Here is a 14148-nt window from a genome sequence, read left to right as displayed (position 1 = left end):
CCAGCAGAGAGTCCTGTACGACCACCACTTGGAGTCAGAACAACGTTGTGCTCATTGGCAAGGAGTACGATAGATTGCACTTGTTCGGTAGTTTTTGGAAAGACAATGGCGGCAGCCGCTGGCGCAAAGTGCTTGGTCCAGTCTTTGCCCCAATGCTCTAAGCTTTCAGCGTCGGTTTTTATTTGGCTCGCATCAAAGTCATGAGTATCAATTAAAGTACTCAAAATAGTTTGGACGGCAGTTGTATTGGTTTCGGGTGTAGGCTGAGCGGTAGTTGGCGTCATGATAAAATCTCAATATTAGCGTAAACACGATGCTGGGGTTGACTATTATATAACGAAATATCTCTAAATTCAGTGATCAGTCAGCTCGTGATGGCAATAAGTAGGTGATAATCTGTCTATATGGCAGGCTGTAAATCACAAAAAAATGGTCTGGTTAGTTTCAAACAGAATGATTCACTATAGCATAAAAATTTTTCAGGCTTGATAACCAATAATTCATCTAATCTCCTAACATCGACGTCGAATTTTGTGTAAGATATCGGGACTGTTTTCGTTTCATCCCTCAGACTTATCCCACTGATGATTTTTATAAGACAATTATAGGACAGTTCTCATATGGCGTTATCACTACAGAAAGACAAAATACGTTTTTTATTGCTTGAAGGTCTACATGCCAATGCTCTAAAAGTATTGGAAGGTGCTGGCTATCATAACATCGAAAATATCAGTCACGCGCTGGATCAAGATGAGCTGATCGAAAAGATTAAAGACGCTCACTTTGTTGGTATTCGCTCGCGCACGCAGCTGACTCGTGAAGTACTTGAGCATGCGCACAAGCTGATCGGTATTGGTTGCTTCTGTATCGGTACCAACCAAGTAGACTTAGAAGCCGCTCGTGAACTGGGTATTCCAGTCTTTAACGCGCCATACTCAAATACCCGCTCGGTGGCTGAACTGGTATTGGCCGAAGCTATTATGCTGTATCGCGGCATTCCTGAAAAGAATGCGACTGTGCATCGCGGCGGTTGGGGTAAGTCTGCCACCAACTCACATGAAGTGCGTGGTAAGACCATCGGTATCGTCGGTTACGGCTCTATCGGCTCACAACTGTCAGTATTGGCAGAAAGCTTCGGTATGAAAGTCATTTATCATGATGCTGTCACCAAGTTGCCATTAGGTAATGCGGTACAAGTGGGAAGTTTAGAGGAGCTGTTATCAACGGCTGACATCGTGACCTTGCATGTACCTGATGTGCCAAGCACGCGCTATATGATGAAAGCTGAACAATTCGCTCAAATGAAAGAAGGCAGTTACTTTATCAATGCTGCACGCGGTACGTGCGTCGAAATTGACGACCTAGCTGCTGTGCTTGAGTCTGGTAAAATATTGGGCGCGGCGATTGACGTGTTCCCAAAAGAGCCAAAATCTGCTGACCAAGAGTTTGAGTCACCACTACGTAAATTTGACAATGTTATCCTGACCCCGCACATTGGTGGTTCGACCCAAGAAGCTCAAGCTAATATTGGACTCGAAGTAGCGGATAAATTCGTCAGATACTCTGATCAAGGTGATACAGCTACTGCTGTCAACTTCCCAGAAGTCTCAATTCCATTCAAAGAAAACTCGCATCGTCTGCTGCACATTCACAGAAACGTACCGGGCGTACTGTCACAGATTAACCGCTTGTTTGCTGAAGCGCATATCAATATCTTGGCACAGAGCTTAATGACGGAAGGTGATGTTGGTTATCTAGTGATGGATGTCGATTATAATGATTCGACCGCTGCGCTAGATCAACTCAAAGACGTAGAAGAAACTATCCGCGTACGTATCTTATTCTAGTATAGTCAATCCACTATAAAAGAGTGACAGCGTTAACCTCGCTTGAAGTATTGCATATACATCTGCACTCGGTTGCTTTGTACCACTTTTAAATTGGATCAACTATATCAGCGTTGATTGTTGCGATAAGCACTGACAATTTGTCATAAAAAAAGAGAGGCTCTATTAATTAGAGCCTCTCTTTTTTTGTTTAGCTTGAAGTAAGACTGTTTATCTATTTTTGGCTTGATTTGCTGCATCGGCTAATCGTTGTGCTTCAACCTTAGCGGCTTTGCGTTTCTCTATCACATCTATCACGTCGCTGCCGATATGCGCTTCACCACGTTTTTTCGCTAGCTGCATTTGATGCTCGCGTTCACGAAAGCGCGCCTTTTGTTCATCAGTTGCTTTATCGATACAATGTGGGCATGACTCGCCTTTAATGTAAGCACTGCTTTGCATCTCTTCTTGAGTAATGGGCATACGGCAAGCGAAGCATTGCTCATAGCTGCCTTTTTCTAAATTGTGATTGACCGACACGCGATTGTCAAAGACGAAGCAGTCGCCTTGCCACATAGAGTCGCTGGCAGGCACTTCTTCTAGATATTTTAGGATGCCGCCTTCTAGATGATAAACCTCTTCAAATCCTTGCTCTCGTAAGTAGGCAGTAGATTTCTCACAGCGGATACCACCCGTACAGAACATCGCGACTTTTTTATGCTTCGTTGGGTCAAGCTCTTTTGCCACGTATTCTGGGAACTCGCGGAAGGTTTCCGTATTCGGGTTGACCGCATTTTGAAACGTACCGATTTGCACCTCATAATCGTTACGGGTATCGATGAGCATAACCTCAGGATCAGAGATTAGCGCATTCCACTCGCTTGGTTTTACATAGCGACCGACCGATTGCAAAGGATCGATATTTTCGACACCCATGGTGACGATTTCTTTTTTGAGCTTCACCTTAGTTCGATAAAAAGGCTGAGCATTGGTATAAGATTCTTTAAAGGTAAAACTGCCAATCGCTTCGATACTACGCAGGTAGTCAAGGACGGTGTCAATACTTTGGCGCGTGCCAGAAATCGTCCCGTTAATGCCTTCAGCGGCAATCAACAAAGTGCCTTTGACGTCGTTATCGAGCATGGTATTTAGGATTGGCTCACGATATTGCTCAAAGTCAGCAAAGCGCGTGAACTTATAAAGGGCAGCAACGACGATATTATTGGTGACGCTATCGTAAACGGGGGCTGACTTGTTATCAGTTACTGTGTTGTCTTGGATATTGCCATCTATATTTTTGTCTTGAGTGATGCTCATGTGTTTCTCCTGCTGGCTAGGTCGCAAACCTAGTGCGTTGGGTTAACAGTCTGGTTCAAATAAACACGCTATTGTGTCATCCTCGCTTGATGTACTTTGGGTACAATCTGTGCTCGGCTTCCTTATATCGAATTTATTTGAAATAGACTTTGTCGGTTCGAAATGGGTTATAACACTAGCCCGATTGTGGGATTGGCTAATGCGCAGGTAGTGTAGCAAATTTTAGGTGAGTTTTGAATATTTTAAAAGTTAATAGCATCGTTAAGCGTATACATAACTCATTAAGTGATCTGCTCTAAGCTGTAATAGCTTTTAAGCGTTTATCCTATGAGTAGAGCTTGCTATAGTAGACATTTCTCATTATCTGTTCTGTTTATTTCATGGTAAAGGCAACTAATTATATTTATTTTAGCCATCACCATCGAAAATATATTAACAAGATCCATAGTTCCTTATAGAGCTATAAATCGTGCAAAATTTGTGACGAGTAGAAAATAAGAGATTGCATGCCAAAAACAAAACCTAATAAAGTTTTAAACCTAACTTGTCCTCATGAAAGTTGTCATGAGTCGTTTGCTGTCCCTTTAATCGAAAAAGGAATACTATTTTGTCCACATTGTAATCACAGTCTTTTGACGGAGAAACCAGTTGATATAGCTCAAATCAACAAAGTAAGTATAGTTGAAAATAAAAAATCTAAATCATTGTTACATCACTGGCCCTATTTCGCATGGCTGTCGCTATACGCAATTCTTTTAATTATGGCAAAAATATATAGTTGGACAGATATCATGGACTTATATCTGATCGCGATATTTTTGGTAGGTTCCATAATATTTGAGAGGTATAAATCTCACTATAACAGTGTGTTATACGGATTGAAGCATAATAAAGTGAAGTTTGAGGCTGGTGTTGATACCTTATCTAACATTAATAAGTTTTCTGAAATTAATACTGACTATGTAAATGATGATGGTGTACTCAAGCATAGCAAGTGTCGCTTCAATAAAGTAGAAATGCCAGTTCTAAAAAACTGTCCTCATTGTAAATCGCAAATGGTTATAAAGTTGCAGCAGATGGTTGATTGGCAGAAAAACCTTTACACTAAATATGATATTTCTCGTCCAGAGGGAGTTCCAGATAGTGAGTATTGCAGGGTCACAAATCGTTATGTGTCGAGCGATACTACACTGGCTAATATATTCTTATGTTTAAATTGTTACACTCATTATAGTTGGTTATATATTGCAAATGAGCATTCAATTATAGATGAGGAAGGTGCACGACAGTTATGCAAAATGTAGGCATAAAATCCAAAATTTAAATGTGGCTATCAAATAGACGTCACCTTTCCTCACTATTGTAGAATATAGAATGACAAACCTTGTTTTAACCTACCTTCCGAGTGGCATGAGCATAGCGGTCGAATATATTGATAAAACCAAAGCCAGTGTACCGGTCAGACTAATAATGAGTGTTAAAGCTGACAAGAGCTTTGATTGGCGTTGTAGTGTAATGACCACAAGTATTAAACACACAACAGGAACTATCGACCACCATTCAATGGTACTAAAAACAAACTTAGTATAGGCTGTTTGTTCGACACCAAAGCTTATCCAAAGTGAGATAAAATGTTCAATGAATTGCGGTTGTGCTATGAAATAGATAAAAAATGACTGTATTGTGATACAAGTCATGATGAAAATCCAAAAAATTACTTTTTTCGTAATATGGTTCAGTACTGCTGAGAAATAATATTAAAGGGCATAATGCCTTAAGTATAAAAAATCCAGCTCAAAGGCTGGATTTTTATTTTTAAACTAAAACTGTATGTTGCTAGATATTACTTACTCTGGAACCAAGTATCTGCTTTGCTACGAGCGCTAGCGATATCTGAGCTTGATAAGTTCAATGCCAACTGACCGATTTTACCACGAGCCTTGTTACGGACTTTTTCATCTAGCATGCCATCACGGGCAGCCAAGTCGTACCACTTATAAGCATCGACCAAATTCTTTTGCTTCTCATCTAACAAAGCAAGCGTATAGCTCGCACGGTTATCACCACGCATGGCCGCTTTCTCTAACCAAACTTTCGCTTGTTGCAAGTTAGGCTGCACACCTTCACCGCGCAAGTACATGATGGCAAGATTCAACTGAGCAGGGGCAACGCCTTGCTGAGCAGCTTTGGTATACCATTGGATGGCTTGCTGGGTGTTTTGGGCAATGCCTTCACCTTTTTGCAAACGTTTGGCTAAGTAAAACTGAGCGTGATCGTTGCCTTGGGCAGCACGATTAGACAATTCACTGACAGGCATTAGCTCAAAACGTGAGGTATCAAGTGGCACGTTTGATATTAACTCAGCGTTGGCAAGGCCGGCACAAGAAAACAAGGCAGTGAACAACGCAGCTTTTAATAATTTCATAGCAGCTCCAAAATTAGGCAGTTAATAGGCAAAAAGAGTTGTACCGCTAAACATTGTCTCGCTAAAGACAGTTAGACGGTGATAACAATTAGGTGACATCTTGCGATATAAACCTACCTAATTATTAGCAATATAGTTAATCGTTGAGTGTTGCAATTACCGTTAGTCGGACCGATAAACGGTCGAAATCAGGGTGCGGTTGACACTATTTTGCTAGCTTAACACCCAAACTTACGAAACTCAAATACTAATTACACGATTTAATCCTCAATACTACCTTAGCGTCCTCAACAAAATCATAGAGTTACTAAGAGGTAATAAAGAATTAACAATGTATTAAGGTTAAAAAGGTGTTTATTAGCCATCATTAGATAGCTTAAAAGGAGGTGGAATTGCCTATGACTATACGGGTTTTTGTTTGGTCACGCGGTAAATAGCGACGTCTGCCAGCAGATTTGGCGCTTGGCGTATCAATGCTTTCATGAGCGGTGTGTGGCCTTTTTCCGAATCACTAACGGCGAAACGGTTAATAATATGAATGTCATGCTTGGCACAAAGCTGCTCAAAGTCTTTAAAGGTACATAGATGAATATTTGGTGTGTTATACCATTCGTAAGGCAGCGCTTCTGAAACGGGCATCATCCCTTTAAGCCCTAAATGCAGCCGGTTTTGCCAGTGGGCAAAGTTAGGGAAGGTGATAACTGCTTCGCGAGCAACTCGCAGCATATCGAGCAATAGCACATCTGGTGACTTGACTGCTTGCAGGGCACGCGCCATGACGACGGTATCGAAGCTATCATCAGCGAAACGCGCGAGACCATCGTTCAGATCTTGCTCGATGATGGACAACCCTTTGGCGATGCCATCATTGATTTTTTCTTCGTCAATCTCAAGCCCATATCCCGTCACGCCGCGATTTTGTTGTAAATGCGCGAGCAATTCGCCATTGCCACAGCCTAAGTCTAGTACATGGGACTGCGGGGCAATCCAACGCTCAGCCAATTGATGATCCATTCTCATGAGCGCTCTCCAGTTTTCCGATGGCTGTTTTTCGACTGACTATTTTTTGACTGGCTGTCCGTGATAAATGGCGCGGTCAAAAACCCTCTGACGGCACCCATATAACGGGGGATATCGAATAAGAAGGAATCATGACCATGCGGTGCATCGACATTGATATAGTTGACGGGTTTTCCAGTCGCCATTAAGGCATCGACAATCTCTTGCGAGCGCTCAGGGGCAAAGCGCCAATCGGTGGTAAACGACACCACTAAGTACTGACACTGAGTATGGGCAAAGGCCGCTTTGAGCGCCGCTAATTCTTGCTGACGATCAATTTCATTGTCAGTTTGAACGTCATTGTCGGTTTCATTATCAGTTTTTAAGTTGTCAGTAGGTAAGTCATCTGCAAGCTCATATTTAGCGGATTTTTCGGTCGCATTTTTGGTCGTTTCGACAGATGCCGCGATTGAGTCCTCAAGTAGCGCTCCAGACTCCGACGGATTTGTAGAGTCTACTGATGGTGTTGATGACTGTGTTGATGGCTGTACGGATGATTGTACTGACAGATAGCCACGCGTTGGGTCAAAGTAATCTAACGCTTTGGTCATAAGCAAATAAGTATTGGCATCGAAGTTTTCGCTAAAGCGCTCACCTTGATAGCGTAGATAGCTTTCAACCTGAAACTCGACATCATAGCCATACATAAATTTGCCAGATTTTAAATCACGACCGAACTTGGCTTTCATCGCATCATCGGTCAAATAGGTGATATGACCAACCATTCGTGCGAGGATTAGTCCGCGACGAGGATAAGTACCAGCTTGTAAATAGCGTCCGTCCTTAAAGTCAGGATCCGATAAAATCGACTGACGTGCGACCTCATTAAAGGCAATATTCTGTGCAGAGAGTTTCGGTGTGCTGGCGATGACTACGCAGCGCTTCAGCCTCTCAGGGTAATCGACCGACCATTGCAGCGCCTGCATACCGCCCATAGAGCCACCGACGATAGCATGCCAAACATCGATACCGAGACGATCTGAGAGCATGGCTTGGGTTTTGACCCAGTCTTTGATGGTGACTAACGGAAAGTCAGGGCCGTAAACTTCTGATGCGCTAGCGTTGTCTGCTTTTTCTGAATCGATGCTGTCTGGATTGATCGTCGTTGGACCCGTCGAGCCAAAGCAGCTGCCGATATTATTGAGGCACACCACATAAAATTGATTGGTATCGATGGCCTTATTAGGGCCAATCATATTGTCCCACCAGCCTGCTTTTTTATCATCGGCACTATACCTGCCTGCCGCATGATGGTTGCCAGATAAGGCGTGACAAATTAATATCGCATTTGATTGATCGCTATTGAGGGTGCCATAAGTCTCTACCATCAAGTCAAACGAGGGCAAGGTTCGATTGCACTCCAAGGTCAAGGGTTCAGCGAAATGGAAGTTCTGTGGTGTGACGATTCCAACTGAGCCAACTGTATCGACTGAGCTATCCACATGAGCGTGATCTTTTGGGGAGTGGTCACTGGTAGTACTATCAGGACGTGCGTTCAAAGCTACCTCGCAAGACGACAATTATCAATAAAAAATAGGACGGCAATATGCTTGCCTATTGTATGGCGATGCGTGGATGAGCACAACCTTCGAGTTGAGTCTTTCGCGCACAGTAAAAACTCAGTGCGTATCAAATTGTAGGGTTGCTATTTTTACCATGCGTTATTGCGCTATAAAATGCTACACTAATAATCGTTTATCCTATATTCTTTTTTAATCAACCTAATAATAAAATAGTACTTTATGAAACCAAAACTGCCCCCACGTATTGCTGTTCTATTGGTCAACCTTGGTACGCCTGATGAGCCGACAGCGCCTGCGGTACGTCGCTACCTCAAGCAGTTTTTATCAGACCCGCGTGTGATTGAAATCCCAAAATTCCTGTGGGCGATTATCCTGAATCTGTTTGTGTTGCCAAGCCGTCCTAAACGCGTGGCAGAAGCTTATGCCAGTATTTGGGATGGTGACTCGCCAATGCGCAATATCCTGAACCAACAAGTAGCGATGTTAGATACGCGTTTGGCTGAGCAGGCTGCACCATTTCGCGTTTCTGTCCATTCTGCAATGAGCTATGGTAATCCAGGTTTGCCCGATGTGATGGACAAACTGCGTAGCGAAGGCGTTGACCACTTTGTGATGTTACCCGTATTTCCACAGTATTCAGCGACTTCAACGGGTGCAGTGTACGATGCCATTACTAAATGGTCTCTAAAGCAGCGTAACTTGCCTAATATTACGATAGTTAAAGACTACTTCGCGCATCCTTTATATATCAAAGCATTAGCGGATAGTATTCGTCGCTTTCAAGCGGTACATGGCAAACCTGACAAGCTTATGTTTAGCTTCCACGGTATTCCGCAGCCGTATATGGATAAAGGCGACCCTTATCCTAGACGCTGTAAATGTACCGCAGCGCAAGTGGCACAAGCGCTTGGCCTAAAAGATGATGAATGGATTATCAGCTTTCAGTCACGCTTTGGTAAGCAAGAATGGGTTAAGCCTTATACCGACGTCATACTCGATGAATGGGCTAAATCAGGTGTAAAATCAGTACAAATTCTCAGTCCAGCGTTCTCAGCGGATTGTCTAGAAACCTTAGAAGAATTGGCGATTGAAAACCGTGAGAACTTTCTTCATGCTGGCGGGCAAGAATATCACTATATCCCAGCGCTGAATGCTGATGAGGCACATATTGATTTATTAGAAGCCATGAGTGCGCCATTGGTCAAAGGCTGGGCAGGCACGCTGGATGGTTGGGTTTAATCGCTTAGTTTGATCGCTAGATGTCATTGATGTAATGGCTACAATGAATAAATGATAAAAAATACCGGACATAATGTTCGGTATTTTTTTGTATAGGCAAAATTAATAGAATAAAGTCGATATTTTTTGTTACTGGTATGTAACAATGTACCAAGCAGATTTTTTTTGTGCACTTTGCTATTTTTACATAGTTGCTTAATTTTATATTTGTACCACTTTATTTTTGAGGATAAGCATGTCTAGTTTTAACGATTCACAGAACCCTATATCATTGCAAAAACCTAATGGCCAACCACCGAAATTATCGCCAACTGATGAGTATGGCAGCCCATTACCGCAGTTATTGGCAGAACCTCGATTTTGTAAAATATCATGGGGAATAAGTTGGATAATTAAACCTTTTGAGTTGTTTAAAGATAATTTTTCAGTATGGTTAGCAGTCGGCTTGATATCTTGTGTTGCCTCATTAATAGGCGCATACGTACCCATAATCGAGATTTTTTTTAAAGTTATAAGCATACTAATTATTGGAGTAATCATACTCATTTGTGCAGCACAAGCTCAGAATGAAGATCTTGACTTCACTGAACTTTGGTTAAAACTCAAAGTACAATTACGACCTTTAATCATTCTAAGCTTATTATTCGTCGTAGGAATAGTAGTGGTATTGATACCCTTGTTAATCTTATTTGGCTTCATGTCCGTAACAGCTTCATTAGATATCGAGGCGATAAAGCTCCAAGAATATCCCATGGGTGCATTAATATTTAGCGGGATAGTATCATTGGTATTGTTTTTATTATTATTGATGGCAATGTGGTTTGCTCCCGCGCTGATTATCCTGCACGGCCTAGAACCAAAAATAGCAATGAAAAGTAGTCTCAAAGGGTTTTTGGCAAATCTATTACCAATGATGGTTTACAGTTTAATTGGCAGTATTATACTGTTGTTTTTTTTGAGCATAACATTAGGTTTTGGCATCGTTATAGCTCTCCCATGGGTAATGATGAATCATTACATTAGTTATCGTGACGTTTGGACCGATCAGCCAGTGTCAGCAGTGTAGTTTTTGAATTTGATAAAACCTTAAAACTTAAGCATCTTCTAAGAAACAAAAAATCCCGCTCAATGCTATCGAGCGGGATTTTTTATGACTGAATAGTTGTTCTAAAAAGAGTCATCGTTACTACGTTCTGCTGCTTCTTTATCAGCGATATCCATCGCATCTGGATAATTATTGTCATCTAAATTGTCTTGAACCAAGACTTCATCGACACGTGATTCGTCAATATTTTGGCGGTGCATGGGTGTTAGTCCTTGCGTGGCATCTGTACCGACTTCTGAATTATCAAACCCAGCACTATTGTCGATCACGTCATCATTATCAATCGTGTGCAGCATAGGATTGTCTAGATTCACTTCTTGACTGTTATCATTGATGTTTGTATCACCTTCAATGTGATCCATATTTTCTGGTAGCGGACTCTTTGAATTGTCCATAGTGGTTTCCTTATTATTGGTGGTTATTATTAGATAATTATCAGCTGTTATTGTTGATTTTGTTTATCAAGATTCATTTATCAAAGTTAGTGTGACGCGTTATGATAGCTACTGATAGTAGTAAGGTGTCACAGGATGTTCAAAAAATGTAAGACGGACAATAAATAAGAGGTGCTTAATGGTCGCCAGCAAGAAGGGTTTACTCACATTCTCGTTAATAACAGCCTCATTGATGGGTGTCACGGTAGGCATGACAGCTTGCGAACGTTTGCCTTTTATTAATCCTGAGGCCATGAGAGAAACGAGTCATGTACAGCCGCCGCTTATAATCGATGCCAAGCTACCAAAAGCTACGACGATAATAAATTGTGCACCATTGAAACCTAAGCAGACAGTGACGGTAAAAGGTCATAGCGCACTCAGTAACGGCTGTGATTTGACAGGCAAGTCGATACGTTTTGAGCTAAACCACTCAAACAGCTCACTCGACTGTCGAGGCGCACGGCTTAGTACCACGGCTGATGACCCATCAAAAGCTAGTGCTATTACCATTAAGCCTAAAGCGGATGTGGCTATCGACAATATTGCCGTTGCCAATTGTCATGTGGAGGGCTACGGTCATGCGCTGCACATTCGCCAATATAGCAATCCCAACCAGCGTTACGCGCGCGGCTTTATTAAGCCTGCTGCCAACCGTGCTCTTGCGCCAAGTAATATCCGAGTCATTAATGTCAGCAGTCGCAATAGTATCAATAGCGGGATGTTCGTCGGCGATCATGTGTATGACATCACTTTTGATAAAGTGCATGTCCAAAACGCAGGCACCGTTGGGCTCTATTTAGAGTTTGGTAGTCGCGATAACGTGATTAAAAACTCTGTGTTTGTCGGGAATGGTTTTCGTACGTTTAAACCCAATCGTGAAGCTATCGCCGTTGATTCATCGAGCAATAATCGTATCGAAAACAATCAATTTATCCATAATGGCGCAGGCAGTATATTGTTATATCGCAATTGCTTTGAGCACGCCGATGACCCGACGCGGGGCAACCATTTTAAACGTACTGAATCGAGCCGTGACAATATTATCGCCAACAATAATTTTGAAGATGAGCCAGTTGGTGTATGGGTGGCATCCAGACAGTCGCGCAATCTGAAAGGTTTTGAATGCGGTGCTTATTTGGTTAAGCAAACGCCATTTGCCAGCTATCATTTAGACAGTGCTAAAGACAATCAGATCATTAATAACCGTTTTGAGCAAGTCGAGCAGGGGATAATCGTAGAGGATGACGGCACGCTGATTAAGGGCAATAAGTTCGCAGCAAACGTCCGCTTACCTATCAGTGTTGGTTCTGAGATTCGTGAACAAAGCGCAGCAGGGGTGATAAAAGGGACGGTTATCAGCAACAATGTTTTTATTGATAAGACCACTGAGCAAGCCATAAAAATTCGTGAGGCAAGCAAAACGGCTACTCATATTGAGCAGCCGTAAGTGTGGTTTTATATTAAATAAGCATTACCGGTCAATAACAGTATAACGAATAGGTGATGTTGTTATTAAGCACCAACCTTGGTATTGACCCAGCGGATTACAGAATCTGGCGTGACTTGCGAGACTGCTTGAAAGAGTTTTGCTGGCATGCCCACAGAGTAATGCGTACTTTTGAGTTTACGATTGGGGCTGGTCGTCAGTTTACACAATGTTTTGGCGACATCGTTGACCGTTAGATGGATGCCCAAGCGATCCATACTGGTCACTTCGATGTCGGCAGTCATGTCAGATTTGACCCACAGCGGCATCACATCGATCACCTTGATACCCAATTTTTCGTATTCAATATTGAGGCCTTCTGTGAGACCCCGCACAAAAAATTTGCTGGCCGCATAAGTCGCGACTTCGGGTTGACCATAGATAGCAGAAGCAGAGGACACATTGATAATTTTGCCGTCTTTGCTATCAGCCAGATAAGGCGCCAGTTTATGACAGCCAATCAAAACACCTTTACAGTTGACGTCAATCAAAGCCAGTTGCTCATCCAAGTTGGTCGTTGGCAATGCGCCACTGACCAGCACCCCAGCATTATTAATGAGTGCATCAATACCACCGAAATGTTCAATCATTTGATTGATCGCATTGTCCCACGAGTCAGGCTGGGTGACATCCAACTGACCTGTGATAATACGCTGTTGTTTGACGGCTTTTTTAAAAGATTTGTCTTTAATGGCGCTTTCAAGGGTAGCAGTATTGGTCGCAAATAACCCAATATGATGGTCTTTTTCCGCCAGCTTTTTGGCGGTGGCCAAGCCGATACCACGTGATGCGCCTGTAATCAATATATTCATAATAAGTGACTTAATCGTTATTAATCATGAGTAAATCGAGGTCGTATACTAGGATGCTTATCCCTCGGACTTATTATTATAGTCATTCCACTATAATAATATTACTGCGTTAGCCTCGCTTGAAGTATTAAATATACATCTACACTCGGTTGCCTTGTACTATTTTTAAATTGAACCGACTATAGTATAACAAATTCGTCTAAATGTATTTTGCTAGAGAGTATAACTATTGATGTAGGGCGCATGGTAATTAATATAAAGAGTAGTTATCACTGTTAGCAGAGACACTCTGCGTTAGTGTGAAGCCGTTTGACAATGCAGCTCGCTCGTCTCTTTTGCTTGACAGTCGTACTCGTTTAAGTTTAAGCGCCACAAATAAATCAAGGCAATGCCATAAATAGCAGTCTCTGACAGCTCTTCTGTAACGACACCAAAAGCTTCGGGAATCATAATGGCGTTTTCGCCCATATATTCTAATAATGCCAAGGCGGCGACGCTAAAATACAAAGAAACGGGTACTTTTTTTAATATTGCCCAAAGATAACGCCATGAATAAGCCAATAAACCAACGATCAGCACATAAACGATGGTCAGGACGAGGTCTTCCCACCAGTCATAAGAATGGCTGAACAATACAAAGTCAGTGGGAACCAATAAGTCTGGTAGATAATTTAACTCACGGCGTATCACAGCAAAGAATACCAGCACCGATGCCAACCAAAAAGCTCGAATCTGTTTAAAAGTATTTGGGGTAGAGCTTTGTAGTAAATACTGCACACAACGTAGCAGACAGGCGAATAAAATAATGATACCGGGGGCTTCGATGATGCCATCTGAACTCAAAATAAAAATCTCCTGGTTTTTTAAAATAAAAAAAGTGAGCACAAAGGCTCACTTTAGACCGAAATTAATTTAATTA

General features: G+C 42.1%; 13 protein-coding genes. 5 read left to right on the top strand and 8 right to left on the bottom strand.

Annotated features, from left to right (window positions below; all coding sequences use genetic code 11):
- The coding region (locus RH96_RS13485) for an FAD-binding oxidoreductase (RefSeq protein ID WP_010201744.1) at window positions 1–284 on the bottom strand (284 nt) is incomplete at its 3' end.
- Window positions 285–620: 336 nt separating this feature from the next.
- Here RH96_RS13485 and serA point away from each other — a divergent pair.
- The gene (serA, locus tag RH96_RS13480) at window positions 621–1847 is read left to right on the top strand and encodes a phosphoglycerate dehydrogenase (RefSeq protein WP_010201743.1); all 1227 of its coding nucleotides are present in this window, start codon (window positions 621–623) and stop codon (window positions 1845–1847) included.
- A 210-nt stretch (window positions 1848–2057) separates the two neighbouring features.
- Here serA and RH96_RS13475 read toward each other — a convergent pair whose 3' ends face one another.
- Window positions 2058–3143, bottom strand: coding sequence for a rhodanese-related sulfurtransferase (locus RH96_RS13475; protein WP_010201742.1), 1086 nt, complete (start codon window positions 3141–3143; stop codon window positions 2058–2060).
- A gap of 506 nt (window positions 3144–3649) precedes the next feature.
- Between RH96_RS13475 and RH96_RS13470 the strand changes: the two genes are divergently transcribed.
- Window positions 3650–4447, top strand: coding sequence for a hypothetical protein (locus RH96_RS13470; RefSeq protein WP_010201741.1), 798 nt, complete (start codon window positions 3650–3652; stop codon window positions 4445–4447).
- Window positions 4448–4986: 539 nt separating this feature from the next.
- Here the strand turns inward: RH96_RS13470 and RH96_RS13460 are convergent.
- The 3 genes from RH96_RS13460 to metX all read right to left on the bottom strand — a co-directional run bounded on the left by RH96_RS13460 (window position 4987) and on the right by metX (window position 8069).
- Window positions 4987–5568, bottom strand: a complete 582-nt coding sequence (locus RH96_RS13460; RefSeq protein WP_010201739.1) for a tetratricopeptide repeat protein — start codon at window positions 5566–5568, stop codon at window positions 4987–4989.
- A gap of 402 nt (window positions 5569–5970) precedes the next feature.
- Window positions 5971–6588, bottom strand: coding sequence for a methionine biosynthesis protein MetW (metW, locus tag RH96_RS13455; RefSeq protein ID WP_010201738.1), 618 nt, complete (start codon window positions 6586–6588; stop codon window positions 5971–5973).
- Window positions 6585–8069 (bottom strand): homoserine O-acetyltransferase MetX, encoded by a 1485-nt coding sequence (metX, locus tag RH96_RS13450; RefSeq protein WP_010201737.1) that lies wholly within the window; start codon window positions 8067–8069, stop codon window positions 6585–6587. The genes metW and metX overlap by 4 nt, the downstream gene beginning before the upstream one ends.
- Before the next feature lie 300 nt (window positions 8070–8369).
- On the opposite strand from metX, the gene hemH reads away from it, so the two are divergent.
- Both hemH and RH96_RS13440 read left to right on the top strand, forming a co-directional pair.
- A complete protein-coding gene (hemH, locus tag RH96_RS13445; RefSeq protein WP_010201736.1) occupies window positions 8370–9389 on the top strand; it encodes a ferrochelatase in 1020 nt (339 codons plus the stop codon).
- Window positions 9390–9624: 235 nt separating this feature from the next.
- Window positions 9625–10455: a BPSS1780 family membrane protein gene (locus tag RH96_RS13440; RefSeq protein WP_010201735.1), complete on the top strand. Its 831-nt coding sequence runs from the start codon at window positions 9625–9627 to the stop codon at window positions 10453–10455.
- 101 nt (window positions 10456–10556) lie between these two features.
- Here the strand turns inward: RH96_RS13440 and RH96_RS13435 are convergent, their stop codons facing one another.
- A complete protein-coding gene (locus RH96_RS13435; RefSeq protein ID WP_010201734.1) occupies window positions 10557–10889 on the bottom strand; it encodes a hypothetical protein in 333 nt (110 codons plus the stop codon).
- 178 nt (window positions 10890–11067) lie between these two features.
- Here RH96_RS13435 and RH96_RS14660 point away from each other — a divergent pair, with 178 nt between their 5' ends.
- Window positions 11068–12378 carry a NosD domain-containing protein gene (locus RH96_RS14660; protein ID WP_010201733.1) on the top strand — a complete coding sequence of 437 codons (1311 nt, stop codon included), beginning with the start codon at window positions 11068–11070 and terminating at the stop codon, window positions 12376–12378.
- 65 nt (window positions 12379–12443) lie between these two features.
- Here RH96_RS14660 and RH96_RS13425 read toward each other — a convergent pair whose 3' ends face one another.
- Window positions 12444–13229, bottom strand: coding sequence for an SDR family NAD(P)-dependent oxidoreductase (locus tag RH96_RS13425; RefSeq protein ID WP_010201732.1), 786 nt, complete (start codon window positions 13227–13229; stop codon window positions 12444–12446).
- 294 nt (window positions 13230–13523) lie between these two features.
- Window positions 13524–14072, bottom strand: a complete 549-nt coding sequence (locus RH96_RS13420) for a hypothetical protein (protein ID WP_141629770.1) — start codon at window positions 14070–14072, stop codon at window positions 13524–13526.
- Window positions 14073–14148: the final 76 nt, after the last annotated feature.

The organism is Psychrobacter sp. PAMC 21119, assembly GCF_000247495.1.
GTDB lineage: Bacteria > Pseudomonadota > Gammaproteobacteria > Pseudomonadales > Moraxellaceae > Psychrobacter > Psychrobacter glaciei.
Note: the sequence above shows the minus strand (reverse complement) of the source record. Positions and strands in the feature narration are given on the sequence as shown.